This window comes from Bacillus sp. HSf4 (genome assembly GCF_029537375.1).
GTDB classification, from domain to species: Bacteria; Bacillota; Bacilli; order Bacillales; family Bacillaceae; genus Bacillus; species Bacillus sonorensis_A.
The window spans coordinates 1,767,397-1,794,100 of sequence record NZ_CP120679.1 but is presented as its reverse complement, the minus strand read 5'-3'; the positions used below and the strand labels follow the sequence as shown (position 1 = coordinate 1,794,100).

The following is a 26,704-nucleotide window of genomic DNA, read 5'->3' as shown; positions in this document are numbered from 1 at the left end:
TATAATCATAGATCGATTGTCTAGGTTTCGATGAGAAATCGTAAAATCCTTCTAAACATTCAAACTTTTATTTTATTAAAAATATAAAATTAATAAAGAGAATGCCTTTTTTAAAAGGTCATTCTCTGTTTTTCATCCTATCATCAAGTGTATAGATAAATGAAAAAATCTCGGCGACGATCTCATACAGCTCTTCTGGAATATGATCGTCAAGCTCCAGATGGCGCATCAATTCGACAAGAGTCGGGTCTTCCTGTATCGGGACTCCCGCTTTCTGCGCCTCTTCAATGATCTTTTCAGCTGTATAGCCGGAGCCTTTGGCCACCACTTTCGGCGCTTTGTCTTTCATTTCGTCATAGTGCAGGGCAACGGCTTTTCTTAATGGAGCGGATTCCTTCATATTTTTACATCCACCGCGCTTTCTGCCGCTTGTTCAAACTGGCTTTCCAAAAACGGAGCGATCTCGATCGCCTCCCGCTTTTTCGCGGTGACGCCTGTCAGGCTGTAGCCAAGGTTTTTCAGGTTTTCTTTTAATGAGGGAACGAGCGGCTCGACAAGAGGGCCGATATCAAAGCCGGTCTCAACCGTAAGCGTCATGACGTTTTTTTGAATAAAGCAATCGACTATCGTCTCCTCCAGCGCCTCCAATTGAAGGTAAAACATGAGACGGCATTGGGACGGGTCGATTTTCCCATCTTCTTTCTTCTTCCCTTTCAAGAATACCGTTAAATCTTGTACACCGTTTTTTGAAAACAGCGGATATGAAAGAAAAAGCTGGCTTTGAGCGGGCTGCTCGTTCTGTAAAATCAGCTGCCCGTTTAAGCGGTGAAACATTTGCTCAGCCTCCTGTTTGACGGGTGCCGGAAGGTCTGTCGAGTGCCTGATTTCATTGAGTACAAGCTTAAGGGAATGCAGCCCTTGATCTTTTGGCGCGCCTCCGTTTTCGATCGCTTTTACAAAAGACAGCTCGTCTTTGACACCCAAAAGGGTTTTCATCTTGAGCAGAACGGCGAGTGCATCTGCTTTCGTTGTCATGAGGGGTGCTGATTCTCTGACGATCTGCTTGAGCGCTTCTGTTTCTTTTTTCGTTAAAACTTCCAAACCGGCTTGAGCCGGCACAGGCTCCCGCGTTTCCAGCGATTTGATCCAGCTGGCCGCCTCTTTGACCGGAAGTGTGCCGTTTCGTTCTGCTAAAGAGGCCAATTTTGCAAGCAGCTCTTTTGCAGCCTCCGGTTCGATCACCTGCGCTTTCGGCAGGGCTCCTTTCGTTTCGTATCCGGAGGCGCCCGGATGGATCTTGATTTCGGCTGCCGGTTTCGGCTGGGAAAACCCCAGCTCTGCCGATTCTTGCTTCCTGAGTGGCTGAAGCGTCTGCTGCTCTTTTCCGGCTTGTTCGACCTGTCCGCTGAGCATCTGAATCAGCTTTTCGGCATGCACTTCAGTCTCGGCATTTAAAATCGGCAAAAGCGCCTGTTTCAGCTTTTCCATACTTGCCGATGACGCAGGGTCGTTATTGATCATTTGCAGCGTCTTGGCAATCTGCTGATTGAACGGAACGGGGCTTTTGACGGCCAAAATCGAATCAAGGACGCCCGGATGGACGGGAAGCTCGCGCTTGAGCGCAAACATGACGGCATCGGTTCCTTTTTGGGCGTCTGACTTCGGCAGATGTTCAAGCCATTTGATGGCAGCCTTCACATCGTTTTCTTTAATCGGCTGCTGCTCTTTTAACAGAGCCGAGATCAAAAATACTGCTTCTTTTGTTTTTTTCAAAGAGAGCCCGTTTAACAGCTTGAGGGCGGCATCCTGCACCGTCTTCGGATTTTTGTCAAACGCTTCTACAACCTGAAGACGGCCGGTCGGATCGCCCGATTTTTTTTCGTATGAAAACCAGTAGTGTGCACCCGCTTTAAGCGGCGCTTCAAGTTTTCCCTGCCATTTCGCATCGCCGATTTGGATTTCGGCGAACTGCTCGCTGATGAAGCGGAGCACTTTGCCGAGTACCAGCCTTTTCTGGTTCGTCTCTGTTCCGCTGATCCGCTGGAGAGATTCCGATTGTTCCAATTGTTTGGCCAGGCTGTTTTGTATATCATTCAGCATCATCAAAGTCCTTCTCCCCCCGGGAACTTATTGATAGTCTTTAACAGGGGCGAACGATCTTCGGTGAATCGGTGACGGTCCGTATTTGGCAAGGGCTGCGAGATGCTCCTTTGTCCCGTAGCCTTTATGCTTGTCAAACCCGTAGAGCGGATACTTTTCAGCATATTCATCCATCAGCCTGTCTCTCGTCACTTTGGCGATGCATGCACCCGCTGCGATCGATGCGCTCTTTGCATCTCCTTTGATGATCGATGACTGTTTTGTATGTATAGGAAGCGACATGGCGTCAATCAGAAGATAATCAGGTGTGGCGGTGGCGGCAAGCGCCTCGACCGCTTTGACCATCGCCGCTTTAGACGCCTCATAAATATTCAGCTCATCGATCTCTCCAGCATCCGCAATTCCGATGCCGACAGCGAGCGCTTCTTCCATAATATATGAATAGTAGTCTTCTCTTTTTTGCTTTGACAGCTTTTTCGAATCCGTCAGTCCCAACATTTCACAGTCTTCTTTTAAGATGACGGCGGCGGCGACGACCGGCCCCGCCAGCGGGCCTCTTCCGGCTTCGTCGATTCCGGCGATCCATTGAAAGCCGCGTTCTCTGAGCGATCTTTCAAAAGACGTCATCATCCGCCACTCTTCCCGCATGGCCAAAAGTCTCTCATTTTTCTTCAGCCATGCGGTAATAAGCGTTTGTACGCTCTTCCGCTCATCCTTTTTACACTGCTCGATAAAAGGGTCTTTTTCATCTTTCACCGTTTGAAGATGTTCTTTTATTTCTTTTACGGTTAATGGTTTCACTATCTCTTCTCCCCTAGTTTTCTTATCGGCGCTTCCGCTTCAAAAATAAAGACCCGCTTCCGAGGAAAGCGCGCCTTTACATGTCTTCCGGCTTTTCAAAAGAAAGCGGGCCGAACTTCTCCGTGCGGATATCGCGAATGATCACTTCTGTCGTTTTGTCATAATCAATGGCGCCTCCCGCCATCAGACAGCCGCGTTTTTTTCCGATCTCATCAAAAAGCGCTGCGATCTCCTCGGGAATTTCCTCCAAGTCATAACGCTTTTTTAAGCGCTCGGGATAGTTCCCTTCCAAAAAGCGCAAACCGTAGACGGCGACATCCTGCAAGTTGATAATCGAATCTTTTATCGCGCCTGTTGCCGCAAGCCTCAGCCCGACAAGCTCGTCCTCAAACTTCGGCCATAAAATCCCCGGCGTGTCGAGAAGCTCAAGCTCTTTTCCGACTTTCACCCATTGCTGCGCCGTTGTGATCCCGGGTCTGTCGCCGGTTTTGGCGATGTTTTTTTTCGCGAGCCGATTGATTAAGGTTGATTTGCCGACGTTTGGAATACCGACGATCAATGCTCTGATCGCGCGCGGTTTTACACCTTTTGCCTTCATTTTATCAAACTTTTCTTTCAGCAGCTCTTTTGATGCAGGAAGAATTTGATTGAGTCCCTGTCCGTTGACCGAGTTGATGGCGAGGGAAGGAATTCCGTCTTTTTCAAAGTGCTGCTTCCAAGCCTTTGTCACGGAGGAGTCCGCTTTATCCGCTTTGTTGAGGAGCATGATTCTCGGCTTGTTTTTCAATATGTCTTCGATCATCGGATTTCTGGAAGACATCGGAATTCTGGCATCGACCAGTTCGTACACAATGTCGATCAGCTTGAGTTTTTCCGTCACTTCCCGCCTTGCTTTGGCCATATGCCCGGGAAACCATTGGATTACCATGTGATGGACACCTTCTTTCTGTTATTGCTATTCTTTTAATGGTTTGCTGCAATTATTCTTCTTTTACAAAAAAAGAGCTTGTTATGGCTAACAAGCTCTTTTCGTTCGCTATCATTATCGTCTGATTTCTTTAATACGAGCCGCTTTTCCGCGAAGCTCACGCAAGTAATAAAGTTTCGCACGGCGTACTTTACCATGACGGACAACTTCGATCTTTGCGATTTTTGGTGTGTGCAATGGGAATGTACGCTCAACTCCGACACCGTAAGAAATCTTACGAACTGTGAAAGTCTCGCTGATTCCGCCACCACGACGCTTAATCACAACGCCTTCAAAAACCTGAATACGCTCGCGGTTACCCTCGACAACTTTAACGTGTACACGTAAAGTATCACCAGGACGGAACGCAGGCAAATCAGTGCGCAATTGTTCTTTTGTGATATCTTCAATCAATTTTTGCATCGTCTTCAACTCCTTCCAACAGATGCTCATGGGCGAACAGCCGCCACAGCGGAACATCGTTTTCAAACTTGAACAGGCAGACCTGTTCAAGTCACAAGTAGTATCATATCATACCTTTAGGCCATGTGCAATAGAATCTATCGGTTTTCCCATTCAGAAATCCATTTTCTTTCTTCATCTGTTAAAGGATAGTTTTCCAGAAGGTCGGGCCGCCTGAAGAAGGTCCGTTTGAGCGACTCTTTCCGTCTCCATTCGTTGATCTTCGCATGGTTTCCGGATGTCAGCACTTCCGGCACCTTCAAGCCTTTATAATCCGCAGGCCGCGTGTAGTGAGGATGTTCGAGCAGTCCGGTGCTGAAGGAATCTTCTAGGTGTGATTCTTCCTTGCCGAGAACACCCGGTAACAGTCTCACAACGCTGTCGGCAATCATCATCGCCGGGAGCTCTCCGCCTGTCAGCACAAAGTCTCCGATGGAAATCTCATCTGTTGAAAGGTGTTCTCTGATCCGTTCGTCATATCCTTCATAATGGCCGCAAATAAACATTATATGGTCTTCTTTTGCGAGCTCTTCCGCTTTCCTTTGCGTATAGCGCTCCCCTTGAGGGCAGACAAGAATGATCCTTGGAGATCCCCCGGCTTCAGCGGTCAGTTTTTCAACCGCATCAAAGACAGGCTGCGGCTTCAATACCATGCCCGCACCCCCGCCGTACGGATAATCATCCACTGTCTGATGCTTATTGTCGGAATACGCCCGGAAGTTGACCACGCGAAAACGGACGGCGTTCTTGTCCTGGGCCTTCTGCAGAATGGATGAGCCGAGGACACCTTCAAACATTTCCGGAAAAAGCGTTAAAAAATCAATTCTCATTCGTCAAGTAGTCCTTCCATGATATGAATCTTGATCGTTTTATCTTCCACGTTAATGTCTTTGACGACGGCATCGATATAAGGGATGAGCACGTCTTTTTTCCCCGGTCTGCCCACCACCCAGACATCATTGGCGCCCGGCGTTAAAATTTCTTTGACCTTGCCGATTTCGTCCCCGTCTTCTGAAAAAACGTCACAGCCGATGATTTCATGAAAGTAGAACTCGTCTTTCGCCAATTGGCCTAATTGGTCTTCGGGAACTTTAATCAGGGCATTTTTGAGCTTTTCCGCTTCCGTTAGTGTCTCGACTTCTTTAAATTGCAAGAGATGAAATTGTTTATGAAGCCTGTGTGCGCTCACCGTTGCCTGAACGGGTTCCTCTTTTCCCTCCATGAACAGGTAAAGCGTGTTTCCGGACTTGTACCGTTCCTCCGGAAAATCGGTTCTGGAAATGACGCGGACTTCCCCTTTTACTCCATGAGTATTGACAATTTTCCCTACATTAAACCATCGTTTTTCCATGTCTTCACCTCGGACGAATTTCAATGACGATCCCGTCTTTAATCACGATTGTTTTTCCTGCTGTCATATCATGCCAATTGTCACCGACTTCAATGTCGAGCAGAGCATCGATTTCTTTCTCTTTTACTTCACTGCCCAACGGGAGCGTGTGAATTTGATTGATTTGAAAAACGATCATTTTGATTTTGTCCTGGCGTTTTTCAATTTCTTTTTTAAATGATTCAGCTGCTGCCGGGTTGTGATGTTCCTTTTCGTGTTTTCTCAGCTGGAAATAAAGCTGGTTGCATTCGCGCTCAAGCATTTCCTTTCTTTCTTCAAAAGCAGTCAGCAGTTTTTTCTTGCTGTTTTCGGTTAAAACCTGCATGACGGTAACACGTTGGATAATTTGCATGGCATCATCACCTACTGTCCCGTGATTTTTCCTTCCCGCTTGAAGAATTGGAATCGTTCATTTGTTTCTCATTTTCTCTCATGATAAAAAAGGGGGAGGTTTTCACCCTCTCCCCTTAGTCTGCGATCTCAAGTTGAACTTTCTTAGAAGACTGTGCGCCGGCCGCAAATACGACGGAGCGTATCGCTCTTGCAGTCCGCCCTTTTTTTCCGATGATCTTGCCGGTATCCTCTTTGTTGACGGAAAGGCGGAACATGATCCGATCGGAACTTTCGTCTCTGAATACCTGAATCTCATCCGGGTGATCCACAAGCGGCTTGACCAATGATACAATCAGCTCTTCCAAGTGCAGATCACTCATTACTTGCTTTGTTTAGCGTTGTGGAATTTTTCCATAATGCCTTCTTTAGAGAAAAGGTTGCGAACCGTGTCAGACGGTTTAGCTCCTGTTTGAAGCCATTTCAGTGCAAGCTCTTCATCGATTTTAACTTCCGCCGGTTTCGCTACCGGGTTGTACGTTCCGACTGTTTCGATGAAACGGCCGTCACGCGGTGAACGAGAATCTGCTACAACAATACGATAGAAAGGAGATTTTTTAGCTCCCATACGTTTTAAACGAATTTTTACTGCCATTTTACTAGCACCTCCGAAAATATTTCAACAAGATAGTATATTAACAATGATAAAAGTGTTTGTAAAGTGTTTTTTCTTAACAACCTTTTTTATCATCTGAAAACAGGTTTACATAAAGGGCAGTTTAAACCCTTTTTTCTTCCCTTTTGACATGTTTGTCATTTGTTTCATCATTTTTTTCATTTCTTCAAATTGCTTTAAAAGACGGTTGACTTCCTGAACGGATGTGCCGCTTCCTTTGGCAATTCGTTTGCGCCTGCTTGCGTTGATGATCTCAGGCTGCGCTTTTTCTTTCCCGGTCATCGACTTGATGATCGCTTCAACGTGGATGAGCTGTTTTTCGTCCACTTTGACGTTTTTCAAGCCTTTCATTTTGCCTGCGCCGGGCATCATTTGAATCAGATCTTCAAGCGGTCCCATATTGCGGACCTGTCCGAGCTGTTCTAAAAAGTCATCAAGCGTAAAGCTCATATTTTTCATTTTTTGCTCGAGCTCTTTCGCCTTTTCTTCATCTACGTTGGCCTGGGCTTTTTCGATCAGGGTCAGCACGTCACCCATGCCGAGAATCCGCGAAGCCATCCGTTCAGGATGAAACGGTTCAAGCGCATCAAGCTTTTCGCCCATTCCGGCGAATTTGATCGGCGTGTTTGTCACCGCGCGGATGGACAGAGCCGCACCGCCTCTTGTGTCACCGTCAAGCTTTGTCAGGATGACGCCTGTCACGCCGAGCTGTTCATTAAAGCTTTTGGCGACATTTACGGCGTCTTGCCCTGTCATCGAATCGACGACAAGAAAGATTTCTTCCGGCTGAGCTGTTTCTTTTACCTTTTCCAGCTCATCCATCAACTGCTCATCAATATGCAGACGACCCGCCGTATCGATGATCACATAGTCGTGATGGTCTTCTTTCGCCTTTTCGATCGCCTGTTTGGCAATATCGACAGGGCTCACCTGATCTCCCAGTGAAAACACCGGCATGTCAAGCTGCTTCCCGAGCGTTTCCAGCTGTTTGATCGCAGCCGGACGGTAAATATCTGCCGCAACAAGCAGCGGATTGCGGTTATGTTTTTTGCGAAGCAGGTTGGCAAGCTTGCCCGTCGTCGTCGTTTTACCGGCCCCTTGCAGACCGACCATCATGATGACGGTTGGCGGACGTTTGGCCGCGGCGATTTTGCTTTCTTCACCGCCCATCAGCTCCGTCAGTTCTTCTTTGACGACTTTAATGACCTGCTGCCCCGGTGTCAGGCTTTTCATAACGTCCTGACCGACGGCGCGTTCGCTCACCTTTTTCACAAAATCTTTGACGACTTTAAAGTTGACATCCGCTTCAAGGAGCGCTAAACGGACTTCGCGCATCATCTCTTTGACGTCTTGCTCCGTTACCTTCCCTTTTCCGCGGATCTTGGAAATCGTTTGCTGCAGTCGGTCGGCTAATCCTTCGAATGCCATATTAAGTGCCGCCTCCTAATCTAATTTCTCAAGCGCATCGATCAAGGAAGCCGCTTCAGGCTGACCGTCCGTCAGCTCTCTCAGCTCTTCAAAAATCTTTTTGCGCTCTTGAAATTTTTTAAACAAAAGTAGCTTTTCTTCATACTGCTCAAGCATCGCTTCGGTCCGTTTAATGTTATCATAGACCGCCTGTCTTGAGACATGATATTCTTCAGCTATTTCGCCAAGGGAGAAATCGTCTAGGTAGTAAAGCGACATGTAGCTTTTTTGTTTTGATGTCAACAACGACTGATAGAAATCAAATAAGTAATTCATTCTCGTTGTTTTTTCAAGCGTCATGAGACTCTCCCCTTTGTTAAGTCAAATCCCTTTACGATACATTAGTTTACGCTAAAAACATTCCATCTGTCAAGTTTTTATCTTGTCATGATCAAATGATAAAGAACCCCCGGAAAAAAGGGGGCTCTAAGGCCTTCGTTATTCCTCTTTCTCAATCAAGTCGGAGAACAAGCCGTACACATAAGATTCGGCTTCAAACGGCTGCAGGTCGTCCATTTTTTCGCCGAGGCCGACAAGCTTGACGGGAATCTTCAATTCGTGGCGGATGGCCAGGACGATGCCGCCTTTTGCCGTTCCGTCAAGCTTCGTCAGAGCGATTCCGGAAACATCGGTCGCTTTGGAAAATTCCCGCGCCTGTGTCATCGCATTTTGGCCTGTTGTGGCGTCTAATACAAGGAGCACTTCATGGGGGGCATCAGGGACTTCGCGCTGGATGACGCGCTTGACTTTTTCAAGCTCCTTCATCAGGTTCACCTTGTTTTGCAGACGGCCTGCCGTATCGCAAAGCAGAACATCGGCGCCGCGCGCTTTTGCGGCTTGAACGGCATCATAGATGACAGCGGCGGGATCTGAACCTTCCGCCTGTTTGACCACATGGGCGCCGACGCGCTCCCCCCACACTTCCAGCTGATCGATCGCTCCGGCGCGGAACGTGTCCCCCGCCGCGAGGACGACGTTTTTGCCTTCCGTGATAAACTTATGGGCGAGCTTGCCAATCGTCGTTGTTTTTCCGACACCGTTGACTCCGACGAATAAAATGATGTTTAAGCGGCCGTCCTCAACGCGGAGTTCTGACGCTTCATCCTCTCCGCCTTGATATATCTCGACGAGCTTTTCAGAAATGACGGATTGAACTTCTTTTGGATCTTTAATATTCTTCCGTTTGACTTCGCTCTTCAGTTCATCGATCAGCTCCATCACGGTAGAAACGCCGACATCCGCTCCGATCAGCACCTCTTCAAGCTCTTCAAAAAAATCTTCGTCGACTTTCCTGTAGCGGGAGATCAGATCATTGACCCGCTCCTGAAAAGAATGTCTCGTTTTGGCCAGGCCTTCTTTAAACTTGCCTGAGACAGAATCGGTCTGCTTTGTGATTTTTTCTTTCAGTTTTTTAAAAAAGCTCATGACTGGTAACCTCGCTTTATTGAACTAATTCTTTTGTTTCTTCAAGCTTGACGGAAACAAGCTTGGAAACGCCTGATTCCTGCATCGTCACACCGTAGAGAACATCGGCTTCTTCCATTGTCCCTTTTCTGTGTGTAATGACGATAAACTGGGTTTCATGGCTGTATTTTTTCAAGTATTGTGCAAAGCGGAACACATTTGCCTCATCAAGCGCCGCCTCGACCTCATCAAGGACACAGAACGGGACGGGCCTCACTTTGAGGATCGAAAACAATAGGGCGATCGCCGTCAGAGCCCGCTCCCCTCCTGAAAGGAGGCTTAAGTTTTGCAGCTTCTTCCCCGGCGGCTGCGCGATGATATCGACGCCGGATTGGAGCAGGTCATCCGGGTCTGTGAGCTTCAGTTCGGCTCTTCCTCCGCCGAACAGCGCCCGAAAGACGTCTTCAAAATGGGCGCGGATTTGCGAAAATGTCTCTTTAAACCGTTTCGTCATTTCCTCATCCATTTCTTCAATCACCTGAAAGAGCGTATTTTTCGCTTCAATCAAATCGTCTTTCTGTTCTGAGAGAAACACGTAGCGCTCATTGACCCGTTCATATTCTTCAATGCTTCCAAGATTGACGGTTCCGAGCTCTTCGATCGCCAGCTTGATCAGCTTGACGCGCTTTCTCGCTTCATCGGCTGAAAGCTCCAACGGATATTTTTCTTTGGCTCCTTCAAATGACAGGCTGTATTCCTCGCGCAGGAATGACAAGAGGTTGTCCAGCTCCACTTCCATGCGGCCGAGCTTGACTTCTTCATCTTTCAAGAGTTCGGCCATTTGTTTGTACTGACGCTTCATTTCTTTCAGCTCAAGCTCTTCTGTTTCAAGGCCTTTTTGCAGCTTCATCCGCTGCTCTCTTCTTGAGGCGATAAGCTCGGCGGTTTTATTTTTGTCATTCAGCTTCTTTTTCGCCGCTTCTTCAAGCTTCTCTTCACCGGACGAATTGGATGTCATTTCCGTCGTCAAAAGCGACAGGTCTTCCTTTGCCACTTTTAATGCTTCCTCATTCTCAGCATATTCCTCTTCGAGCCTTTCGAGCTTTTCACGCTCGTTTGCACACGCCTGCTCAGTTTTGGCAAGCACCACTTTCAGATCGGTCAGCTCGCTTTGCAGCGTTTCCTTTGTCGACGTCTGTGTTTGTTTTCTTTCAGACAGGCTTTCGATTTCCGCGTCGAGGCGCTTGAGGTTTTCGGAAATGGCATCAAGCTTTTTCTCAAGCTCTTTTTTCCGCGCTTGCTTTTCTCCGTCTTCTGCAATAAGCGCTGATTTTTCCTGATCATAAAGCTCCAAATGGCTGTTGACGTTTTTCTCGGCGATTTCGAGCTCGTACAGACGCCCTTTTATCTCCTGCTGTTCAGCTCTGAGGCGCTCTCCATCCTCGCGAAGGGCTTGAAGTTTAGCGTCCAGCTTCTGAATTGTCTGCTTCAAGCCTTTCACATCGTGTTCAAGCGTTTCCGTTTTTTCTTCCATTTCGCCCAGGCGCTTTGTGATCGCTTCTAGTTCTCTCGTGCGGCCTAAAAGAGAGCTGTTCTTTTTCTTGACGGCACCGCCGGTCATCGAACCTCCCGGGTTGACGACATCCCCCTCAAGGGTGACGATGCGGTATCTGTGGCCGAGCCTTTTAGCAAGCTCATTCGCTCCTTTTAAATGCTCTGTGACGAGCACTGTGCCGAGCAGGTTTTGCACGGCTGAGCGGTAAGCGGGGTCATATGACACAAGATCGCCGGCGATTCCGATAAAGGACGGGATGGCCTTTGCCGCTTCAATGTCGCGCGGCTGAATGCTGCGCTCTTTGATCACGGAGAGCGGAAGAAAAGTCGCCCGGCCGAATGAATGTTTTTTCAAATATTGGATCGCCCGTCTTGCGGCCCCTTCATCTTCTGTGACGATGTGCTGGGCTGATGCCCCTAAAGCGATTTCGACAGCCGTTTCATATCGCTCGTCCGTCTTGATCAGTTCGGCGATTGCCCCGTGGATGTCCGGCAGTTCGCCGCGGGCCTTCAGGACTTCTTTGACACCTTGATAAAATCCGGAAAAATCCTCCTGCATCGCCTCCAGCATTTCTTTTTTGGAGCGGGCTTGCTGGAGGTACTGATACGCCTGGTAGAGCGCGGACTCCTTTTTTTCATACTCGCTTTTTTTCTGTTCATGCTGTTTTTGCGCATCCCGATAAGCCTTGATCTGGCTGTGGAGGCGCTCATCAAGGAGAGTGAATTCGTGTTCTGTTTTCGCTTTTTGTTCGGCGAGCTCGCGGCGCTCGCTTAAATATTTCTCATTGTTTTCCGCAAGCCGTTTTTGCTGGCTGGCCGATTGGGACATTTGCTCTTCTAAAAACTGAATCTCGTTTCGAACCGATGCCTGTTCATTCAACAATTCGAAATAGTCGCTTTTGAGCTGTTCGATTTCTTCTTCGACATTTTCGCTGTAAACGGAAAGGGCCTGTTTCTTTTCCTTCACCTGCTTTGCCAGCTCTTTCACTTCGGCTTGGAGCTTCTCAAATGCCAGCTTCTGCCCGGCCATTTTTTCTTTCAGGCTTCGGTCTTTCTCCCCGTGCTGAACGATGGCCTCTTCAAGCTGGGCTCTGTTTTGGGTGGCGTTCTTTTTTCGCTCTTTCAGGACTTCTTTTCTGCCTTCGAGCTTTTCAAGCTCCTCACTTGTCAACAGCAGCACCTGCTGAAGTTCGTCAACCGATTCGTCGAGCGCCTGTATTTTGTCTCGCGCCTCTTCAATCTTAGCTTCTTTTGTCTGAATAGCTGCCGAAGCGGACATTTCTTCATCCTTCGCCTTTTCGACTTTTCCCTGAAGCGCCTCCCATTTTTGATGAAGCTCCTCGATGTCAAACACCGTCAAAGCGATTTCAATTTTTTCGAGCTCGTCCTTTTTTTCCAGGTAATCCTTGGCGATCGATGCCTGCAGCTTTAACGGCTCGACCTGCCCTTCAAGCTCGTGAAGGATGTCTTCGACCCGGTTCAGATTGTCCTGGGTTTCAAACAGCTTGTTTTCCGCTTTTTTCTTTCTTGTTTTATATTTTAAAACACCGGCCGCTTCTTCAAATATGCTTCTCCGCTCTTCAGCCTTGCTGCTTAAAATCTCTTCGACCTTTCCTTGGCTGATGATCGAAAACGCTTCTTTGCCGAGACCCGAGTCCATAAAAAGATCGATGATATCTTTCAGGCGGCACGATTGATTGTTGATGAGAAACTCGCTTTCTCCTGATCTGTACACCCGTCTCGTTACGCTGATTTCATGAAAATCGATCGGCAAAAAGCGGTCGTCATTATCAAGCGTCAGCGTCACTTCGGCAAGGTTCAGCTTTTTGCGCGAGTCGCTTCCGGCAAAAATGATATCTTCCATTTTGCCGCCCCTGAGCGATTTCGCGGACTGTTCCCCGAGCACCCAGCGGATCGCATCGGTGATGTTGCTTTTGCCGCTTCCGTTTGGGCCGACGACAGCTGTCACGCCTTTAACAAAATCTACAGAAATTCGTTCTGCAAACGATTTAAAACCTATCACGTCTAAACGTTTGAGGAACATTCTGATCCTCCTTATGTATTAAAGTATTACAATTCTATCACACCCGAAGGTAAAAGGTGCAAATATATGAAATCCCCCTAAAAGTTAAGCAAAGGGGGATTTATTGTTTCATATGGTGTTTTTGCAGCTTTTCAAGCGCTTCTTGAGCGGCGTGCTGTTCAGCTTCTTTTTTGGAACGGCCGCTTCCCACCCCAAGCACTTCTCCTTTCAGCGATACGTTTGCTTCAAACTCGCGGTTGTGCGCCGGACCTTTTTCTTGAAGAATCCTGTACTCCAAAATGCCGCGTCCGTCGCGCTGTACAAATTCCTGCAGCTGGCTTTTAAAATCCATCACATGAGAAAAAGCACCATCATCGATTTTAGGGAAAACGTACGCTTTCAGAAAGTCCACGACGGAATCAAGCCCCTGATCAAGATAAAGCGCGCCGATAAAGGCTTCAAACACGTCGGCTAAAAGCGCCGGCCGCTTTCTGCCGCCCGTCATTTCCTCTCCTTTTCCAAGAAGAACAAGCTCTCCGAAAGAAAGTTCATGGGCCAGGGAAACAAGGGAAGGCTCGCAAACAATCGCCGCTCTCAACTTCGTCAAATCGCCCTCGCTCATCGCCGGGTATTTGGCGTATAAAAATTGAGAAATCGTCAGTTCCAAAACAGCGTCTCCTAAAAATTCAAGCCTTTCATTATCTTCATACGGCTTCTTCCGATGCTCATTCACATAGGATGAATGTGTAAATGCTTGATACAAAAGCTTTTCATTTTGAAATTGTACCGAAATCCGTTCTTGAAACTTTTTAAACTGCTCCGCTTTTTTTAGAAACATTTTTCTGTCTCTGTAATGTGAATGTTTTGACATAGCAACCTCCATATGGGCACATCAAGTTCACCTCACCTCCTGTATCAAAAGGCAGGTTCCGTGTATCATTCGGCAAAACATGAAAATCTAAAGCCGCATTTATAAAGGGATAAAGCCCCGTCTTTAAACGGGACTTTAAATGAGCTTACTGCTTACTATTTATGTAGTTCACAGCGTCACCGACTGTTGCAATCTTTTCAGCATCTTCGTCAGAAATCTCCATATCAAACTCGTCTTCAAGTTCCATGACAAGCTCAACTACATCCAGGGAATCAGCGCCTAAATCCTCTTTAAAAGAAGCTTCAAGAGTGACGTCAGCTTCATCTACGCCAAGGCGGTCTACGATGATTTTTGTTACACGCTCTAATGCGTCTGCCATAGCTATTCACCTCCCCTCAAGTATTATAGTTGATTCGTTTTTAAAAAACCAGAGATAATTCAACTTTTTGCTATGTTTACAACATGACCATTCCGCCGTCGATATTCAGTGTCTGACCGGTCATGTAACGCGACTGATCAGAAGCAAGGAACACGACGACACTGCTGATGTCTGCCGGCTCACCGAAGCGGGCAAGCGGAATCTGTTTCAGCATTTCATCCTGAATGTCTTTGGTCAGCTTGTCCGTCATTTCCGTTGCAATAAATCCAGGAGCGATCGCATTGACGGTAATGTTTCGTGAAGCAAGCTCTTTGGCCAGCGTTTTCGTCAGGCCGATGACGCCCGATTTCGCCGCGACATAGTTCGCCTGTCCGGCGTTTCCGATGACGCCGACAACAGAGGCAACATTGATGATCCGGCCGCTTCTTTGCTTCATCATTTGTCTTGTCACGGCTTTTGAGCAGTTGAATACGCCTTTTAAGTTTATGTTAATGACGTCATCCCATTCATTTTCCTTCATTCTCATGAATAAGTTGTCCTTTGTAATGCCGGCGTTATTCACAAGAATATCGAGCGAGCCGAAGCGTTCAATCGTCTCTTTCATCATCGCTTGGACTTCCTCGGCATTGGAGACGTCCGCTTTGACGGCAAACGCATCGCGGCCGAGCGCTTTGATTTCGTCGACGACTTCATTCGCTTTCGCTTCATTCCCCGCATAATTGACGGCGACGTTTGCACCGTTTTTAGCGAGATCCAGTGCGATCGCACGTCCGATTCCTCTTGAGGCACCGGTGACAACAGCTGTTTTATTCTCCAGCATTTTCGTTTTCCTCCTTCAGCGTTTGAACGGCGAGTTCAATCGTATTCGTATCTGATACAGCAATCGTTTTGACCCTGCGGTTCACTTTTTTCACAAGCCCTGACAACACCTTGCCAGGCCCGATTTCGATGAAAGTCGTGACCCCTTCGTCAAGCAGCCTGTTGATCGTTTCTTCAAAGCGGACCGGTGAATAGAGCTGTTCGATCAGCTTATTCTTAATGTCATCCTTGTCTGTCACAACATCGGCCGTCACATTTGAAATCACGGGGGTTGAGGCATTGCTGATCGTGCATGCATCCAGGACTTCGCGCAGTTTTTCAGCTGCCGGCTTCATCAGGTCTGAGTGAAACGGCCCGCTGACTTCGAGCGGAATCGCGCGTTTTGCGCCGTTTTCCTTGGCAAGCTCTGAGGCGAGCTCAACCCCTTTGGCGGTTCCTGAGATGACGATTTGTCCAGGACAGTTCAGATTGGCCAGCTGAACGAGGTTTCCTTCTTCAGTCACCTTGTCCGTTACTTGTTTCAATGCTTCACCGTTCATGCCGAGAATAGCGGCCATTGCGCCTTCTCCGGCCGGCACGGCTTCATTCATAAATTCCCCGCGCTTTCTGACGGCGTAGACGGCGTCTTTAAATGACATCGCGCCGCCGGCCACTAAAGCGGTGTATTCGCCAAGGCTGTGCCCCGCTGCAAAATCGGCTTTGATGCCGTATTCCTTTAATTTTTCAAGCGCGGCGATGCTCGCTGTCAAAAGGCTTGGCTGCGCGTTGTATGTAAGGGTTAATTCTTTCGCGTCACCTTCAAACATGAGCGAGCTCAAATTTGTTTCCAGCGTTTGATCCGCTTCTTCAAAGATCTTTCTTGCTTTCGGTTCTTTTTCGTATAAGTCGTATCCCATGCCGATATGCTGCGATCCTTGGCCCGGGAAAAGAAAAGCAATCTTACCCATTTGTTAAAACCTCCAGACTATTCATCTGCTTTATGTTGGATTTTTTCTTCGATAAATGCGGCGACATTTTGGCTGACCATCTCCCTCGCCTGGCGGATGGCATGGTAAACGGCCCTTCCGTCAGAGGAGCCGTGCGCTTTGATGACCGGCGCCTTCAAGCCGAAGAGTCCGGCACCGCCGTACTCCGAGTAGTCCATTTTTGTTTTCATCTCTTTCAGCTTCGGTTTCAGTGCGGAAGCAGCGAGCTTCGCCGTAAAGCTTGAGGTCAGCGTGCTTTTCAGCATTTTAAAAATGGACAGGGCCGCACCCTCGACCGTTTTTAAGGCGACGTTCCCCGTAAATCCGTCCGTCACGATGACGTCCGCGACTCCGTCGAGCATGTCGCGCGCTTCCACATTGCCGATGAAATTCAAATCGGTTTCCTTCAATTTTTGAAAGGTCTGTTTGGCAAGTTCATTGCCTTTTTTATCTTCTGTGCCGACGTTTAAAAGCCCGATTCTCGGATTTTCGATGCCGAGAACCTGCTCTCCGTAGACAGAGCCCATAATCGCGTATTGGACGAGATGTTCGGGTTTGGCATCCACATTCGCTCCGACATCGAGAAGGAGAAAGCCGTCTCCTGAAACCGTCGGCAAGGTCGGCGCCAAAGCCGGTCTTTCAATCCCTTCAATTCTGCCGACGATGAATAACCCGGCCGTCATTAAAGCGCCGGTGTTGCCGGCGGAAATGCAGGCATCCGCTCTGCCTTCGGCAACTTCTCCGGCCATTAAAACCATCGACGAATTTTTCTTTCTTCTCACGGCCCGGACAGGTTCGTCGGTCGCTTCAATGATTTCTTCAGCGTGCTTGACGGTGATCCGCCCGTGCTCTGTCAAATGGGCGGCTATTTTTTCTTGATCTCCGATGAGAGTGACTTCAAGATCTTCGAAGTTCTCGACGGCTTTCATCACTCCGTCGATGACCGCTTGGGGAGCATTGTCCCCTCCCATAGCATCTACAGCAATTCTCATGACTTACGCGCCACCTTCTATGATTGTTTTGAACGATACATGACAAATTCGCCCGAAAAAACGGGCTCTTCGGCAACATAGCTGTTGACATCAACAACCGTTCTGCCTTTTTCTTTATCAAGCTTGACGACTTTTGCTTTTGCAACGACCCGTTCGCCTTGTTTGACCTGCCTTGTAAAACGGATATCCGCTTTGGCTGTTAATGCAAGCTCATCATCGATGACGGCGACGGCGAGCGAGTTCGCCTGGGCAAACAGATGATGCCCCCTGGCGATTTGATTGCGGCTGAAAACATGCTCCCTTCTGATTTCAAGAATGGAAATCGCCTGTTCATCAAGCTCAAGGTCAATGATCTCGCCGATCACCTCATCAAGCGGAAGGGATTTGACTTCATCTTCAAGAGATTTCTCAGCAACGCTTTTGATTCTTTCTCTCAGTTCGGGTATGGATAGTTCCAAACGGTCTAAACGAATCGTCTGAATGCTGACGTTAAATTTCTCCGCAAGCTCCTCGTCTGTAATAAACGGGGTCGCTTTAATCGTCTGCTGCAGCAATTCTTGGCGTTCTCTTTTACTTTTTCTCATGTTTTTAAACACCATCCGCGCATTTATGACTAGGTACTAATAGTAGTATATAATTTCATAGATTGGAATGCAATCATTCTTTGCTGCACCGATCCTAATTTTTTGAAGGAACAGGTCAGCTCAGTTTTTCTCCGTCCATGACTCCGCTTTTTTGCAAATGTTCCCTTAACCCCGCATATTCGGCATCGGTCCAGAATGCATGTGAGGAGACGAGTTCTGCGGCGTCTTTTCTCGCCGTCTCAAGAGCGCGGTAATCATGAACCATATCGGCAACTTTAAATTCGGGCATTCCGCTTTGTTTCTTGCCGAAAAAGTCGCCGGGCCCCCTTAATTCCAGATCTTTTTCCGAAAGCTCAAAGCCGTCCGTCGTTTCCGACATGATGCCCATCCGTTCCTTGCCCGTTTCGGATTTGGGATCTGCCATGAGAATGCAATACGATTGATGATCCCCCCGTCCGACGCGCCCGCGGAGCTGGTGAAGCTGGGAAAGGCCGAACCGGTCGGCATCATAGATCAGCATCACGGTCGCGTTTGGAACGTTGACACCGACTTCAACAACGGTTGTCGAGACGAGAACCTGACACTCGTTTTTGCTGAACTGCCTCATCACCTGCTCTTTTTCATCATTGGAGAGCTTCCCGTGCATGAGGCCGACTTGCCATCTTCCATGAAAAGCATGGATCAGCATGCTGTGCACATCGATCGCATTCTGCACATCGAGCTTGTCCGACTCTTCGATCAGCGGGCATATCACATACGCCTGTCTGCCTTTTCTCAACTCTTTTTCAATGAAAGCGAGAATCCGTTCCAGCATGTCGTGCTTGACCCAATATGTTTCGATCCTTTTCCGCCCGGCCGGCATTTCGTCGATGATCGATACATCCATTTCGCCGAATACCGTAATCGCGAGTGTCCGCGGTATCGGCGTTGCCGTCATAAACAGGACGTCCGGATCCTTTCCTTTGCTTCTTAATTTTTGCCTCTGCTCAACGCCAAAGCGGTGCTGTTCATCCGTAATGACGAGGCCGAGCTGTTGAAAATGCACATCATCCTGGATCAGGGCATGGGTGCCGACCAGGATATCAATGTCCCCGTCTTGCAGTCTTTCGAGCAGTTCTCTTCTCCTTTTTCCTTTGACAGAGCTTGTTAACAGCGCGACATTGACATCGTGGTTTGCAAACAGAGAAACGAGTGAATCCGCATGCTGTTCGGCCAATATTTCAGTAGGCACCATCATCGCCCCCTGAAAGCCGGACAGGATCGAAGCGTATAAAGCGATCGTGGCGACGGCGGTTTTGCCTGAGCCGACGTCGCCTTGCAGCAGACGGTTCATTTTATATTCTGACGTCATGTCCTTTAAAATCTCGTCGAGCGCTTTCGCCTGCGCGTTCGTCAAAGAAAACGGCAGACTGTTGACAAACGCATCGACCTCCCCGCGTTTAAAGCTGTGTCTGATTCCGTCGGAATGCTCCCGTTCAAACTTCCGCAGCGCCTGCATTTTCAGCTGAAACAGCAGAAATTCTTCATAAACAAACCGGCGCCGCGCCTGTTTTAACGTCTCCCTTGACTCAGGCTTGTGGATCGCCCTTACCGCATCCTGGTAGGAAAGCAGCTTATAGGTACTCCGGAGCTTTTCAGGCAGGGGATCTTCCGCAAATGGCAAATAGCTCTGGACGGCTTCCTGGATCAATTTCCGCATCGTTTTCACCGTCATATGTTCTTTTACGGAATAGACGGGTTCTATCGACTGGTCGCTTTGATGCGGGCCGTTTTTCAGCTCCTGCACCATCACCGACTGCCTGTGCTTGTCCCATTTTCCCGAAATGGTGACAACCGAACCGATGGCCAGTTTCTTTTTCAAATACGGACGGTTAAAGCAGACCGCCGTGATCAAGTAGTTTCCGACGAGAAGGCGAAACGTCAGGCGGCTCCGCTTTTTTCCGTAATAGGTAAGAGAAGGTTCGCTGTGAACCTTCCCTTCAACCGTCACTCTTTCCTCGTGTGCCACTCCTTCCAAATCGCGCAGTTCATAATCGTCATAGCGGTACGGGAAGTAGTTCAAAAGGTCGGAAACATCATAGATTCCAAGCTCGTTTAATGTTTTTTCCGTTTCCGTCCCGACTCCTTTGACAACAGATACACTATTTTGCAGATTGTTCTTCACGTGCGTTCGACGCCCCTCCGAATATTTTTTTCTCCAGTTCTTTCCCGGTTGGGGTTGCGGCGAGACCGCCCCGCCCTGTTTCTCTCAAGGCGGTCGGCATCGTCTGGCCGATTTTATACATCGCATCAATCACCTCATCGCACGGAATGCGGCTTGTGATGCCGGCAAGCGCCATATCGGCCGCCACCATCGCATTGGCGGCACCCATCGCATTTCGTTTGACACACGGAACTTCGACAAGCCCTGCGACAGGGTCGCAAACAAGACCGAGGACGTTTTTCAAGGCGATCGCCATCGCTTCGGCGCACTGCTCAGGCGTCCCTCCAGCCATTTCCACGATCGCCGCTGCCGCCATCCCGGAAGCTGAACCGACTTCAGCCTGGCATCCGCCCGCAGCACCTGAGATGCTGGCATTGTTGGCGACGACAAAGCCGAACGCCCCTGATGTGAATAAAAAGCGGACCATCTGCTCTTTGGTCGGATGAAGTTTGTCTTTAACGGCAAATAAAGTGCCGGGAACAACGCCGGCCGAACCGGCTGTCGGAGTTGCGCAAATCGTTCCCATCGCAGCGTTGACTTCATTGGTGGCAACCGCCTTGCTGACGGCGTCTAAGATGACATCTCCGGAAAGCCCTTTTCCCGCTTTAAGATAGGCCTGCAGCTTGACGGCGTCACCGCCCGTCAGTCCGGAGTGTGACACAACACCGTTGATTCCCTTTTGAACAGCGTCTTCCATGACGGTTAAGTTGGCTTCCATCTGCTTGAAGATTTCCTCCCGCGTCCGGCCTGACACCTCGATTTCCTGGGTGATCATGATTTCAGATATGGACACGTTTTTCTCTTTTGTCAGCTCAATCAATTCTTTCACATTTCGAAACATTTAATCTCCCTCTTCCATATCCTTTAGTCAGCGATCTGTGTCACTTCAATGATATTCGGCAGCGCTCTCAATTCCTCAAACACGGACGGATCAATCGTTTGATCGACCTCTATCGTCATCAGCGCTTCCTGTCCGACATCTTTGCGCGCCACTTCCATGTGGCCGATGTTGATCGCAAATTTCGCCAGCACATTGGCAACACCCGCAATCGTTCCGTAGCGATCGTTGTGGACGACTAAAATGGCGGGGTGATTACCCGACAGTCTAAGTCTAAAGCCGTTTAACTCGATGATTTCGATTTTTCCTCCGCCGATTGATATGCCTGCAAGCTCAAGCGTTCCTTCATCATCAGAAATGAGGACGCGGGCGGTATTCGGGTGCTTCGGCACCGCATCTTCTTCACGGAATTCGATGTCAATCCCCTTTGCTTCGGCAATGCGGATCGAGTCTTTAATTCTTTCATCAAATGTATCAAAGTCTAAAAGACCGCCGATGATCGCCACATCTGTTCCGTGTCCTTTATAGGTCTCGGCAAAAGAACCGTAGAAGGAAACAATGATTTTCTTCGGCTCTCTCCCAAACACGCTTCTGGCGACCCTGCCGATTCTGGCTGCGCCGGCCGTATGGGAGCTTGACGGTCCGATCATGACGGGCCCTATAATATCAAATACGCTTCTGTACTTCATCCTGATCCCCTTCCCTCTTGTTTTTCGCGGGAAAAAACAGCCGTTTTTTTTAGACTAATTGATCAAACACGAATTGGCAAGCGGACATAAAAAAAGCCAAAAGAAGAGAAGGGCTTTGTTAAACACCCTTCTGCTTCGATCATTATTCCACAGCCAGAATGTATGAATACAGCGGCTGTTTTCCGTCGTGAACTTCAACTTCGACTTCTTCGTATGTGTCGCCGATATAGCCGGCGAGTTCTTCGACTTCTTCTTCTGACGCATCTTGACCTTTAATCACCGTGACGATTTCACTGTCTTCATCGATCATTTTTGCAATCAGCTTTTTCGCCGCTTCGATTTGGACTGACGCGGTTTCCACGATTTTTCCATTTAAAATGCCCATAAAATCGCCTTTTTTGATGTCGATGCCGTCGATGTTCGTGTCTCTGACAGCGTATGTGACCTGCCCGCTTTTGACATCATCGATCGCTTCAAGCATATTCGCCCTGTTTTCTTCCGCATCCAACGCCGGATTAAACGCCACCAATGCAGCCATCCCCTGCGGGACGGTTTTTGTCGGGATGACGATGACGTTTTGCTCCGCAACATCTGCAGCCTGGTTTGCCGCCATGACAATGTTTGAATTGTTCGGCAGGATCACGACGGTGTCCGCATTGGCCTCGCGTATCGCTTGAACGATGTCTTCCGTGCTCGGGTTCATCGTTTGCCCGCCTTCAATGACAGATGTCGCACCGATGCTGCGGAAAAGCTCGGAAATTCCTTCCCCCATCGCTACGGTAACCACACCGTACGGCTGTTTTTCAGCCGGGACCTCGGGCGCCTGGGCCTCGCTTTTGTTTTGGCTGAGGATCGCGCTGTGCTGTTCTCTCATGTTTTCAATTTTCATATTGATCAAGCTGCCATACTTTTGCGCATAGGTCATGACTTCTCCGGGATATTCGGCATGGATGTGCACCTTGGCGAGATTTTCGTCTGATACGACGAGCAGAGAATCGCCGAACCGGCTTAAATCCTGGCGGAACACATCTTCGTTGAAGCTTCTTTTCCCTTGGTTAAGTTTGACCATAAATTCCGTGCAATAGCCGAATTCGATGTCTTCGGTATTCATATGGCTTTGCGCGTTTTTATGGTGCTCAGCGCTGACAAGATCATCCAATGACGGCAGAGCGGCTTTTTGATCGGAAAGCTTTTCTCCTTTCAAAGAAGCGAGAAACCCTTCATATACGCAAAGAAGCCCTTTTCCGCCGCTGTCAACAACCCCGACTTCCTTTAAAACAGGGAGAAGTTCAGGCGTCCTGTCCAATGAGGCTGCCGCTTCACTGACAACCGCTTCCATGACGCTTGTGACATCGTTTTCAGTTTGAGCGGTGAGGACGGCTTTTTTAGCCGCATCTTTGGCAACCGTCAAAATCGTGCCTTCCACCGGTTTCATGACGGCTTTATAGGCAGTGTCGACACCTGCCTGAAACGCAGCGGCAAATTCCTTGGCATTGATTTCGCTCTTTTGTTCAATCGACTTCCCAAATCCCCGGAACAGCTGGGACAAAATAACGCCCGAGTTGCCGCGCGCTCCCATCAAAAGTCCTTTTGAAAGGCCCGCTGCCACTTTTCCGATATGGGCGGTATCGATTTGCTCGACTTCTTTCGCACCTGAAGTCATCGATAAATTCATGTTTGTTCCTGTGTCTCCATCCGGAACCGGAAACACGTTTAACGCATCAACTACGCTTGCGTTTTGAGACAGATGGTGCGCACCGTACAGAACCATGTCTGCAAAAGCTTTCCCATCTAAAGTTCGTATAGACACTCTTGTTTTCCTCCTAACTACGGGTTCGTCACTCGTACTCCTTGAACGTAAATATTGACGGAATCAACCGCAAGACCTACCGTATGGTCCAGCGTATATTTGACTTTTGTTTGAACATTGTGTGCCACTTCAGAAATTTTCGTTCCGTAGCTGACAATGATGTACATGTCAATATGAATGCGATCTTCTTCCTGACGGACGATCACGCCGCGGCTGAAATTTTCTTTTCTGAGGATCTCAGTCAGCCCGTCTTTGATCTGGTTCTTAGATGCCATACCTACGATCCCGTAGCAGTCAATCGCCGCACCTCCGGCAACCGTGGCGACGACTTCATTTGATATATCTATCTGTCCGTATTTTGTTCGGAATTCAATGGACACGTCGGTTCCTCCTTTTTGAGTCACTTTGACCGAGTTATCATCATTCTACTATAAGGACCTTCTTTTTAAAAGAACAGGCATGCTTCTGTCTAAACCTAACCCTACTTATACTACAGCGCGTTCATTTTTTCAAGATGTCAAGTGATTATTCTTGAAAGGATAGCAAACAATAGTTGCAAACGGTTTTCAGCTGTGGTAAATTATTAAAGTATCTGAAGCATCACAGGTGATCAAATCGATAAAGAATGATGATGTTTTTTTGAGAGTTAGGAGGGAAACAAATGGCACGTAAATGCGTTATTACAGGCAGAAAATCACGTTCTGGCAATTCTCGTTCTCACGCAATGAACGCTTCTAAACGCACATGGGGCGCAAACGTTCAAAAAGTGCGTATCCTTGTGAACGGCAAGCCTAAAAAAGTATATGTATCTGCTCGAGCTTTGAAATCTGGAAAAGTTGAGCGTGTATAAGAAAAAATAAACGCCTGCCTATAGCGACCGTGTCCTAAAGGCAGGCGTTTTTTACATTCTTTTTCTTCGTCCGGGAAGGAGCAGTCCGTTTCAAAAGCGGACCGGCGCTTTTAATCTTTGCGAAACGAACCAAGCATTGCCCGGACGATCCCCCCCAAAAACTTCGGTAATTTAATGGTGTAAAATTTCATTCCGTTCCCTCCTCAAGAGTCCCGCAGCCGCATGTATCGCCAGTCTTTTTTAGACAGGCGTAAAGAGCCAGGATATTTTAATCAGTGCTTCTTATCATTATTAATATGCCTTCTGTAAACGAAAAAGCACCTTGTGAATGGATGAGTTCGTTACTAATACATAGTGTAGAACCAAGAGCAATATGACACTTATTTAAAGAATACTTAAATCCTTCGAGAGATAGGTTTTTCACCGTTTCTGTAAACGGGAGGAATGAAACATACGGCTTCGTTTGATCACGCATGACAGTATATGTACCAGGGGAATGCATGGTGATCGCATTTTGCTTGTCGATCATGACAGCGCTCACCTTTTGTTGGAGAGCTTGATAAAGAAGCTGCAGATTCCCGAGAAAATGATCCGCTCTCCCGCCTGAGATGCCGAACATCCTGATCAAGGAAGGCTGCTCTTTGACAGCCCAGCTGAGCGCGAGATCCAAATCTGTTTGATCTTTTTCCGCCTGGTAGATATGCAGACGGGGGGCGGCTTTTTCAAGCGCTTCCTTTTGTTCTGCCGTGATGCTGTCAAAGTCTCCGAACGCTTCATCGGGTATGATTCCCGCTTCCAGAAGCGCCGCCGCTCCTCTGTCGACGCCGACCCAGAGGGCTTGATCGTCACGGTACTGCGATAGATCAGGAATGAGATGGCCGGGTCCTCCGGCGACAATATTGATCGTTTTCATCACTTATCCTTTCTGCACCCCCTTTAAAAAAGAGCACAGCACAGGCTGGCTCTTTTTTAAGAGGAGCACGCCCAAACCGTTTGATTCAGAGGGCTCCTTTAATATTGGAAATGGCTTTTTTGCGGTCTTTTTCATTATAGACGGCAGATCCGGCGACAAGCAGATTCGCTCCCGCTTCAATGCACTGTGCTGCGGTCTCTCTGTTCACGCCTCCGTCCACTTCGATCAGCAAATCTGAAAGTCCTTTTTGCTCAGCAAGCTCTTTGACCCGGCTGATTTTCGGAACAACGGAAGAAATAAACGATTGTCCGCCGAAACCCGGATTCACCGTCATCAAAAGGACAAGATCAAGGTCTTCCAGCACATGTTCGATCTGCTCAACCGGTGTATGCGGATTTAGAACAACACCCGCCTTGATCCCCTGTTCCTTGATCAGCTGGATCGTCCGATGGAGATGCGGACAAGCTTCGACATGGACGGAAAGAATGTCCGCTCCCGCTTTTGCAAATGCAGGTATATAGCGATCCGGGTCCTCGATCATCAAATGGACGTCAAGCGGCAGTTTGGTGATCGGGCGGACGGCTTCGACAACAAGCGGTCCGATGGTGATGTTGGGAACGAAATGCCCGTCCATCACATCAATGTGGATGAAATCGGCTCCGCCCTGTTCTACATCTTTGATCTCTTCTCCCAAACGGGCAAAGTCGGCTGAAAGAATCGAAGGAGCAACATATACCATATTTAATACCTCGGCTTTCTATCTTTAATCTCTTTTAAAAATTCAACATAATGGTCGTATCGATATGAAGCGATGTCCCCGCTTTCCACCGCTTTTTTGACGGCGCAGCTCGGCTCTTTTAGATGCAGGCATCCGCGGAATTTGCATTCTCTGCTTTTTTCACCGATCTCCAAAAAGGTATATCCTAAATCTTCGGCTTCGATGCCGGTGAATTCCAGCGAGCTAAAACCCGGTGTATCGGCCACGAGCCCACCGCCCACATCAATCAGTTCGACATGGCGCGTTGTATGCTTGCCTCTCCCTAAATGGGCGGAAATGCCATCGGTTTTTAGTTCCAGGTCAGGGCTTATCGCATTTAACAGGGAAGACTTCCCCACACCGGATTGACCGGCGAACACGGTGATTCGGTCTCTAAAATGGGCCGTTACTTCTTTTGCGCCGCCCTCTTTGATTGAGGTCAAATAGACGGGGTACCCGATTTTCCGGTAGTCTTCGGCATATTGATGAATGTCTTCTTTTACATCCTCCGCCAGATCCATCTTCGTGATGCAAATGATCGGTTTGATGTCGTTTGCTTCAACAAGCGCTAAAAAACGGTCCAAAAGCGAAGTGCTAAAAGCCGGCTCTTTCGCTGAAAACACCAGAACGGCCTGATCGACATTGCTGATCGGGGGCCTGATTAATTCATTGAGCCTTTCCTTGATTTCAAGAAGGTAGCCTTCCTTATCATTGTCGGCCTGATAGACGACATCATCGCCGACAAGAGGGGTTACTTTGTTCTTTCGGAAAACCCCTCTTCCCCTGCATTGAATCACTTTCCCGCCATCCAATACATAGTAAAAGCCGCTTAAAGCTTTAATGATTTTGCCCTCAGGCAT

30 protein-coding genes are annotated in these 26,704 nt (G+C 48.3%); 1 reads left to right on the top strand and 29 read right to left on the bottom strand.

The annotated features are described in order from the left end of the window. Positions 1 to 118: 118 nt before the first annotated feature. From P3X63_RS09165 to P3X63_RS09045, 25 genes are all read right to left on the bottom strand, one after another. Positions 119 to 400 (bottom strand): FlhB-like flagellar biosynthesis protein, encoded by a 282-nt coding sequence (locus P3X63_RS09165; RefSeq protein WP_026586950.1) that lies wholly within the window; start codon positions 398 to 400, stop codon positions 119 to 121. Then, entirely contained in the window at positions 397 to 2,103 is a 1,707-nt protein-coding gene (locus P3X63_RS09160; protein ID WP_026586949.1) for a hypothetical protein, read from the bottom strand. The genes P3X63_RS09165 and P3X63_RS09160 overlap by 4 nt, the downstream gene beginning before the upstream one ends. 24 nt (positions 2,104 to 2,127) lie before the next feature. Further along, positions 2,128 to 2,901 carry a ribonuclease HII gene (locus P3X63_RS09155; protein WP_026586948.1) on the bottom strand — a complete coding sequence of 258 codons (774 nt, stop codon included), beginning with the start codon at positions 2,899 to 2,901 and terminating at the stop codon, positions 2,128 to 2,130. A 76-nt stretch (positions 2,902 to 2,977) separates the two neighbouring features. Then, entirely contained in the window at positions 2,978 to 3,829 is an 852-nt protein-coding gene (ylqF, locus tag P3X63_RS09150; RefSeq protein ID WP_277692761.1) for a ribosome biogenesis GTPase YlqF, read from the bottom strand. Between the two features lie 114 nt (positions 3,830 to 3,943). Next, complete coding sequence (gene rplS, locus P3X63_RS09145) at positions 3,944 to 4,291, bottom strand: 50S ribosomal protein L19 (protein ID WP_020451373.1); 348 nt, start codon at positions 4,289 to 4,291, stop codon at positions 3,944 to 3,946. Positions 4,292 to 4,428: 137 nt separating this feature from the next. After that, on the bottom strand, positions 4,429 to 5,160 hold the full coding sequence (gene trmD / locus P3X63_RS09140) for a tRNA (guanosine(37)-N1)-methyltransferase TrmD (protein WP_026586946.1): 732 nt from the start codon (positions 5,158 to 5,160) through the stop codon (positions 4,429 to 4,431). Next, positions 5,157 to 5,681 (bottom strand): ribosome maturation factor RimM, encoded by a 525-nt coding sequence (gene rimM, locus P3X63_RS09135; protein ID WP_026586945.1) that lies wholly within the window; start codon positions 5,679 to 5,681, stop codon positions 5,157 to 5,159. Before rimM ends, trmD begins: the two co-directional genes overlap by 4 nt. A gap of 4 nt (positions 5,682 to 5,685) precedes the next feature. Continuing rightward, positions 5,686 to 6,072: a YlqD family protein gene (locus tag P3X63_RS09130; protein ID WP_026586944.1), complete on the bottom strand. Its 387-nt coding sequence runs from the start codon at positions 6,070 to 6,072 to the stop codon at positions 5,686 to 5,688. A gap of 115 nt (positions 6,073 to 6,187) precedes the next feature. Beyond that, on the bottom strand, positions 6,188 to 6,433 hold the full coding sequence (locus tag P3X63_RS09125; protein ID WP_026586943.1) for a KH domain-containing protein: 246 nt from the start codon (positions 6,431 to 6,433) through the stop codon (positions 6,188 to 6,190). Further along, the gene (rpsP, locus tag P3X63_RS09120) at positions 6,433 to 6,705 is read right to left on the bottom strand and encodes a 30S ribosomal protein S16 (protein WP_006638197.1); all 273 of its coding nucleotides are present in this window, start codon (positions 6,703 to 6,705) and stop codon (positions 6,433 to 6,435) included. The genes P3X63_RS09125 and rpsP overlap by 1 nt, the downstream gene beginning before the upstream one ends. A 108-nt stretch (positions 6,706 to 6,813) precedes the next feature. Beyond that, positions 6,814 to 8,154 carry a signal recognition particle protein gene (gene ffh / locus P3X63_RS09115; RefSeq protein WP_026586942.1) on the bottom strand — a complete coding sequence of 447 codons (1,341 nt, stop codon included), beginning with the start codon at positions 8,152 to 8,154 and terminating at the stop codon, positions 6,814 to 6,816. Positions 8,155 to 8,169: 15 nt separating this feature from the next. Next, the gene (locus P3X63_RS09110) at positions 8,170 to 8,493 is read right to left on the bottom strand and encodes a putative DNA-binding protein (RefSeq protein ID WP_026586941.1); all 324 of its coding nucleotides are present in this window, start codon (positions 8,491 to 8,493) and stop codon (positions 8,170 to 8,172) included. Positions 8,494 to 8,631: 138 nt separating this feature from the next. Further along, entirely contained in the window at positions 8,632 to 9,618 is a 987-nt protein-coding gene (gene ftsY / locus P3X63_RS09105) for a signal recognition particle-docking protein FtsY (RefSeq protein ID WP_277692760.1), read from the bottom strand. A gap of 16 nt (positions 9,619 to 9,634) precedes the next feature. Next, positions 9,635 to 13,195 (bottom strand): chromosome segregation protein SMC, encoded by a 3,561-nt coding sequence (smc, locus tag P3X63_RS09100; RefSeq protein WP_277692758.1) that lies wholly within the window; start codon positions 13,193 to 13,195, stop codon positions 9,635 to 9,637. A gap of 100 nt (positions 13,196 to 13,295) precedes the next feature. Next, a complete protein-coding gene (gene rnc / locus P3X63_RS09095) occupies positions 13,296 to 14,045 on the bottom strand; it encodes a ribonuclease III (protein ID WP_026586938.1) in 750 nt (249 codons plus the stop codon). Positions 14,046 to 14,190: 145 nt separating this feature from the next. After that, entirely contained in the window at positions 14,191 to 14,424 is a 234-nt protein-coding gene (acpP, locus tag P3X63_RS09090; RefSeq protein ID WP_003181706.1) for an acyl carrier protein, read from the bottom strand. A gap of 76 nt (positions 14,425 to 14,500) precedes the next feature. Next, positions 14,501 to 15,244 carry a 3-oxoacyl-[acyl-carrier-protein] reductase gene (gene fabG, locus P3X63_RS09085; RefSeq protein ID WP_026586937.1) on the bottom strand — a complete coding sequence of 248 codons (744 nt, stop codon included), beginning with the start codon at positions 15,242 to 15,244 and terminating at the stop codon, positions 14,501 to 14,503. Continuing rightward, positions 15,231 to 16,190, bottom strand: coding sequence for an ACP S-malonyltransferase (gene fabD / locus P3X63_RS09080; protein ID WP_026586936.1), 960 nt, complete (start codon positions 16,188 to 16,190; stop codon positions 15,231 to 15,233). Before fabD ends, fabG begins: the two co-directional genes overlap by 14 nt. A gap of 17 nt (positions 16,191 to 16,207) precedes the next feature. Then, entirely contained in the window at positions 16,208 to 17,200 is a 993-nt protein-coding gene (plsX, locus tag P3X63_RS09075) for a phosphate acyltransferase PlsX (RefSeq protein ID WP_026586935.1), read from the bottom strand. A 17-nt stretch (positions 17,201 to 17,217) separates the two neighbouring features. Further along, positions 17,218 to 17,784: a transcription factor FapR gene (fapR, locus tag P3X63_RS09070; protein ID WP_277692757.1), complete on the bottom strand. Its 567-nt coding sequence runs from the start codon at positions 17,782 to 17,784 to the stop codon at positions 17,218 to 17,220. Positions 17,785 to 17,899: 115 nt separating this feature from the next. After that, entirely contained in the window at positions 17,900 to 19,948 is a 2,049-nt protein-coding gene (gene recG, locus P3X63_RS09065; protein WP_277692756.1) for an ATP-dependent DNA helicase RecG, read from the bottom strand. Beyond that, on the bottom strand, positions 19,926 to 20,828 hold the full coding sequence (gene sdaAA / locus P3X63_RS09060) for an L-serine ammonia-lyase, iron-sulfur-dependent, subunit alpha (RefSeq protein WP_026586932.1): 903 nt from the start codon (positions 20,826 to 20,828) through the stop codon (positions 19,926 to 19,928). Before sdaAA ends, recG begins: the two co-directional genes overlap by 23 nt. A gap of 23 nt (positions 20,829 to 20,851) precedes the next feature. After that, positions 20,852 to 21,514: an L-serine ammonia-lyase, iron-sulfur-dependent subunit beta gene (gene sdaAB / locus P3X63_RS09055; protein ID WP_026586931.1), complete on the bottom strand. Its 663-nt coding sequence runs from the start codon at positions 21,512 to 21,514 to the stop codon at positions 20,852 to 20,854. Between the two features lie 142 nt (positions 21,515 to 21,656). Beyond that, on the bottom strand, positions 21,657 to 23,324 hold the full coding sequence (locus tag P3X63_RS09050) for a DAK2 domain-containing protein (protein ID WP_277692755.1): 1,668 nt from the start codon (positions 23,322 to 23,324) through the stop codon (positions 21,657 to 21,659). Between the two features lie 17 nt (positions 23,325 to 23,341). Next, positions 23,342 to 23,704: an Asp23/Gls24 family envelope stress response protein gene (locus P3X63_RS09045; protein ID WP_026586929.1), complete on the bottom strand. Its 363-nt coding sequence runs from the start codon at positions 23,702 to 23,704 to the stop codon at positions 23,342 to 23,344. Positions 23,705 to 23,985: 281 nt separating this feature from the next. Between P3X63_RS09045 and rpmB the strand changes: the two genes are divergently transcribed. Beyond that, positions 23,986 to 24,174 carry a 50S ribosomal protein L28 gene (gene rpmB / locus P3X63_RS09040; protein WP_003181685.1) on the top strand — a complete coding sequence of 63 codons (189 nt, stop codon included), beginning with the start codon at positions 23,986 to 23,988 and terminating at the stop codon, positions 24,172 to 24,174. A 110-nt stretch (positions 24,175 to 24,284) separates the two neighbouring features. On the opposite strand, the gene spoVM is transcribed toward rpmB, so the two are convergent. From spoVM to rsgA, 4 genes are all read right to left on the bottom strand, one after another. Beyond that, positions 24,285 to 24,365 carry a stage V sporulation protein SpoVM gene (gene spoVM, locus P3X63_RS09035; protein ID WP_003221545.1) on the bottom strand — a complete coding sequence of 27 codons (81 nt, stop codon included), beginning with the start codon at positions 24,363 to 24,365 and terminating at the stop codon, positions 24,285 to 24,287. 77 nt (positions 24,366 to 24,442) lie between these two features. Then, positions 24,443 to 25,087 carry a thiamine diphosphokinase gene (locus P3X63_RS09030; RefSeq protein WP_026586928.1) on the bottom strand — a complete coding sequence of 215 codons (645 nt, stop codon included), beginning with the start codon at positions 25,085 to 25,087 and terminating at the stop codon, positions 24,443 to 24,445. Between the two features lie 85 nt (positions 25,088 to 25,172). Further along, on the bottom strand, positions 25,173 to 25,826 hold the full coding sequence (gene rpe / locus P3X63_RS09025; RefSeq protein ID WP_026586927.1) for a ribulose-phosphate 3-epimerase: 654 nt from the start codon (positions 25,824 to 25,826) through the stop codon (positions 25,173 to 25,175). Between the two features lie 2 nt (positions 25,827 to 25,828). Then, a complete protein-coding gene (gene rsgA, locus P3X63_RS09020; protein ID WP_026586926.1) occupies positions 25,829 to 26,704 on the bottom strand; it encodes a ribosome small subunit-dependent GTPase A in 876 nt (291 codons plus the stop codon).

Bases quoted from the DNA above. Each gene is read 5' to 3' on its own strand.
- P3X63_RS09165 (WP_026586950.1), bottom strand. From the start codon at position 400: ATGAAGGAATCCGCTCCATTAAGAAAAGCCGTTGCCCTGCACTATGAC.
- P3X63_RS09160 (WP_026586949.1), bottom strand. From the start codon at position 2,103: ATGATGCTGAATGATATACAAAACAGCCTGGCCAAACAATTGGAACAA.
- ylqF (WP_277692761.1), bottom strand. From the start codon at position 3,829: ATGGTAATCCAATGGTTTCCCGGGCATATGGCCAAAGCAAGGCGGGAA.
- rplS (WP_020451373.1), bottom strand. From the start codon at position 4,291: ATGCAAAAATTGATTGAAGATATCACAAAAGAACAATTGCGCACTGAT.
- trmD (WP_026586946.1), bottom strand. From the start codon at position 5,160: ATGAGAATTGATTTTTTAACGCTTTTTCCGGAAATGTTTGAAGGTGTC.
- rimM (WP_026586945.1), bottom strand. From the start codon at position 5,681: ATGGAAAAACGATGGTTTAATGTAGGGAAAATTGTCAATACTCATGGA.
- P3X63_RS09130 (WP_026586944.1), bottom strand. From the start codon at position 6,072: ATGCAAATTATCCAACGTGTTACCGTCATGCAGGTTTTAACCGAAAAC.
- P3X63_RS09125 (WP_026586943.1), bottom strand. From the start codon at position 6,433: ATGAGTGATCTGCACTTGGAAGAGCTGATTGTATCATTGGTCAAGCCG.
- rpsP (WP_006638197.1), bottom strand. From the start codon at position 6,705: ATGGCAGTAAAAATTCGTTTAAAACGTATGGGAGCTAAAAAATCTCCT.
- ffh (WP_026586942.1), bottom strand. From the start codon at position 8,154: ATGGCATTCGAAGGATTAGCCGACCGACTGCAGCAAACGATTTCCAAG.
- P3X63_RS09110 (WP_026586941.1), bottom strand. From the start codon at position 8,493: ATGACGCTTGAAAAAACAACGAGAATGAATTACTTATTTGATTTCTAT.
- ftsY (WP_277692760.1), bottom strand. From the start codon at position 9,618: ATGAGCTTTTTTAAAAAACTGAAAGAAAAAATCACAAAGCAGACCGAT.
- smc (WP_277692758.1), bottom strand. From the start codon at position 13,195: ATGTTCCTCAAACGTTTAGACGTGATAGGTTTTAAATCGTTTGCAGAA.
- rnc (WP_026586938.1), bottom strand. From the start codon at position 14,045: ATGTCAAAACATTCACATTACAGAGACAGAAAAATGTTTCTAAAAAAA.
- acpP (WP_003181706.1), bottom strand. From the start codon at position 14,424: ATGGCAGACGCATTAGAGCGTGTAACAAAAATCATCGTAGACCGCCTT.
- fabG (WP_026586937.1), bottom strand. From the start codon at position 15,244: ATGCTGGAGAATAAAACAGCTGTTGTCACCGGTGCCTCAAGAGGAATC.
- fabD (WP_026586936.1), bottom strand. From the start codon at position 16,190: ATGGGTAAGATTGCTTTTCTTTTCCCGGGCCAAGGATCGCAGCATATC.
- plsX (WP_026586935.1), bottom strand. From the start codon at position 17,200: ATGAGAATTGCTGTAGATGCTATGGGAGGGGACAATGCTCCCCAAGCG.
- fapR (WP_277692757.1), bottom strand. From the start codon at position 17,784: ATGAGAAAAAGTAAAAGAGAACGCCAAGAATTGCTGCAGCAGACGATT.
- sdaAA (WP_026586932.1), bottom strand. From the start codon at position 20,828: ATGTTTCGAAATGTGAAAGAATTGATTGAGCTGACAAAAGAGAAAAAC.
- sdaAB (WP_026586931.1), bottom strand. From the start codon at position 21,514: ATGAAGTACAGAAGCGTATTTGATATTATAGGGCCCGTCATGATCGGA.
- rpmB (WP_003181685.1), top strand. From the start codon at position 23,986: ATGGCACGTAAATGCGTTATTACAGGCAGAAAATCACGTTCTGGCAAT.
- spoVM (WP_003221545.1), bottom strand. From the start codon at position 24,365: ATGAAATTTTACACCATTAAATTACCGAAGTTTTTGGGGGGGATCGTC.
- P3X63_RS09030 (WP_026586928.1), bottom strand. From the start codon at position 25,087: ATGAAAACGATCAATATTGTCGCCGGAGGACCCGGCCATCTCATTCCT.
- rpe (WP_026586927.1), bottom strand. From the start codon at position 25,826: ATGGTATATGTTGCTCCTTCGATTCTTTCAGCCGACTTTGCCCGTTTG.
- rsgA (WP_026586926.1), bottom strand. From the start codon at position 26,704: ATGCCTGAGGGCAAAATCATTAAAGCTTTAAGCGGCTTTTACTATGTA.